Below are 2,642 nucleotides of genomic sequence, written 5' to 3'. Positions count from 1 at the left end.
CGCTTGAGGAAGTAGACCTGCCGCGCCTTGCCGGCATCCAGGATCGGCATACCGGAGATTGGGCTGGTCTTGTCCTCCTTCGCGGCCGGATTGACGACGTCGTTGGCGCCCACCACGAGCACTACGTCGGTGCTCGGGAAGGACGGGTTGATCTCTTCCATCTCTTGGACCTGATCGTAGGGGATGTCGGCCTCGGCAAGCAGCACGTTCATATGGCCGGGCATCCGGCCCGCGACCGGGTGGATCGCGAACTTCACATCGACGCCGCGCGCCTGCAGCAGCTCCATCATCTCCTTGAGCGCGTGCTGGGCCTGAGCCACGGCCATGCCGTAGCCGGGGACGACGATGACCCTGCCAGCGTCTTCCATCCAGTAGACGGCGTCCTCGACCGACGCCGACTTGACGCCCTTCTCCGCCGCAACCGCGCCAGCACTATCACCACCGCTGCTATCAGTACCGAAGCCACCGAAGATGACATTGATGATGCTGCGGTTCATTGCCCGGCACATGATGTACGACAGGATGGCACCGGAGAAGCCAACCAGCGCACCGACGATGATCAGCAGATTGTTGTGCAGCGTGAAGCCTGTCGCAGCCGCCGCCCAGCCCGAGTAGCTGTTGAGCATCGAGATGATCACCGGCATGTCGGCGCCACCGATCGGGATGATCAGGGTGCCACCAAGGGCAAAGGCCAAGAGCGTCATCAGCACCAGTGAGACCCAGCTCCCGGTGTTGGCGAAGTGCACCGCCAACGCGATCGTGGTCACGGCGATCAGCGCGTTCAGTGCATGCTGGCCGATGAACTTGATCGGCGCGCCAGACATGATCCCCTGCAGCTTGGCAAAGGCGATGACTGAGCCCGTAAAGGTAATCGCGCCGATCACGATGCCAGCCGAGAGCTCGCCCATGAGCAGGGCGTTGAGAGCATCAGCCTGGGCACGATTGATGAAGGTGCCGATCGCGACCAGCACCGCAGCCATGCCGACAAAGCTATGCAGCGCCGCGACCAGCTGCGGCATCGCCGTCATCTGGATGCGCAGCGCGACGACGATGCCGATCACCGCGCCGATGGCGCCGGCAAAACCGATCAGCCAATAGCCCTGGACCTCGGCGCCTGCGAGGGTCGCGCCGATCGCGATCGCCATGCCGAGCATGCCGAACAGATTGCCGCGCCGCGCCGTCGCGGGATGGGTCAGCCCCTTGAGGGCGAAGATGAACAGGATCGCCGAGGCCAGATAGGCCAGCGCCTGGGCGGTCGGAGACAGCGTCAGGTCCATGAGTGATCAGCCCTTTTTCTGCTTCTTCTTGAACATCGACAGCATCCGATGGGTCACCAGAAAACCGCCGAAGACGTTGATGGTCGCCAGAAGCACCGCGAGAAAGCCGAAGAAGGAGGCCGCGATGCCAGCCTCTTCAAGCCCGGTGACCAACAAAGCGCCAACCAGCACGATGCCGGAGATAGCATTGGTCAGGGCCACCAGCGGCGTATGCAGCGAAGGGGTAACGCCCCAGACCACGTAGTAGCCGATAAAGCAGGCGAGCACGAAGACGTAGAGCGCGAGGATGGATTCAGGCATCCGTGGGACTCCGGTTGAAGGTGGGTAAGCGGCTGCAAATCAGCTCCGGCCAAGCCCCTAGGCTTGCGCCCTGGACTTCAGCCCTGAACCAACATGGCGGCGGTGATCTCGTCCTGGGTCAGGTCCTTGAGGGTCGGTCCAGCGTCAGATACGTCGACCATGATCTCGAGTAGGTTCGAGAGATTCTTGGCATAGAAGGCGCTCGCATCGGCCGGCACCATCGACGGATAGTTGGTGTGACCAACGATGATGACACCCTGATGCTCGATGACTTGATCCGGCTCAGAGAGCTTGCAATTGCCGCCATTCGCGGCAGCCAGGTCGACAATGACCGAGCCGGTGCGCATCCGCTCGACCACCTCGGTGGTGATCAGCTCGGGCGCCGGCCGGCAGGGGATCAGTGCCGTGGTGATGATCACATGCGCCTTGGCCAGCTCATCGGCCAGCAGCTGCTGCTGGCGCGCCTTGGCCTCGGTTGAGAGCTCTTTCGCATAGCCACCCTCGCCGGCGCCGCTCTCGCCAAGGTCGAGCTCGATCGGCTTGGCGCCAAGCGATGCAATCTGCTCCTTGGTCTCGGGACGCACGTCATAGGCAAAGACATCGGCGCCGAGCCTGCGCGCGGTGGCAATCGCTTGCAGGCCAGCGACACCGGCACCGAGCACGACGAGCCGCGCCGGCTTGGCCGAGCCGGCAGAGGTCATCATCATCGGCAAGAAGCGCCCATAATGAGCGGCTGCCTCGATGACGGCGCGATAGCCGGCAATATTGCTCTGTGACGAGAGCGCATCCATCGACTGCGCGCGCGAGATACGCGGCATCCGCTCCATCGCCAGCACCTGCACGCCGTTCTCGACCATGCGCGAGAGCAGCGGGTCCTCGCCGCAGCCCTCGACGAGACTGATGTAGACGTTGCCCGAGCGCAGCGCATCCGCCTCATCCTCGCTGGGACGACGCACCTTGAGCACAATATCGGCGGCGAAACAGGCGTCACGCTCGACAATCCGGGCGCCGGCCTCGGTAAAGGCCGCGTCGGTGTAGTGAGCGGCGACCCCGGCACCGGTCTCA

Annotated in this window: 3 protein-coding genes; all 3 read right to left on the bottom strand. The window is 63.6% G+C overall.

Annotated features, from left to right (window positions below; all coding sequences use genetic code 11):
- On the bottom strand, positions 1-1,277 hold a 1,277-nt coding region (locus ACY693_RS18100; RefSeq protein ID WP_462323206.1), incomplete at its 3' end, for an NAD(P)(+) transhydrogenase (Re/Si-specific) subunit beta.
- Positions 1,278-1,283: 6 nt separating this feature from the next.
- Positions 1,284-1,577, bottom strand: coding sequence for a proton-translocating transhydrogenase family protein (locus ACY693_RS18095; protein ID WP_462323205.1), 294 nt, complete (start codon positions 1,575-1,577; stop codon positions 1,284-1,286).
- Between the two features lie 77 nt (positions 1,578-1,654).
- Positions 1,655-2,642, bottom strand: a 988-nt coding sequence (locus ACY693_RS18090) for an NAD(P) transhydrogenase subunit alpha (protein ID WP_462323204.1), incomplete at its 5' end; no start/stop codon positions are given.

The organism is Halochromatium sp. (assembly GCF_054919635.1).
Note: the sequence above shows the minus strand (reverse complement) of the source record. Positions and strands in the feature narration are given on the sequence as shown.

What these genes read in the sequence shown, in the direction of transcription:
- ACY693_RS18095 (WP_462323205.1), bottom strand. Translation starts at nt 1,577, where the DNA reads ATGCCTGAATCCATCCTCGCGCTCTACGTCTTCGTGCTCGCCTGCTTT.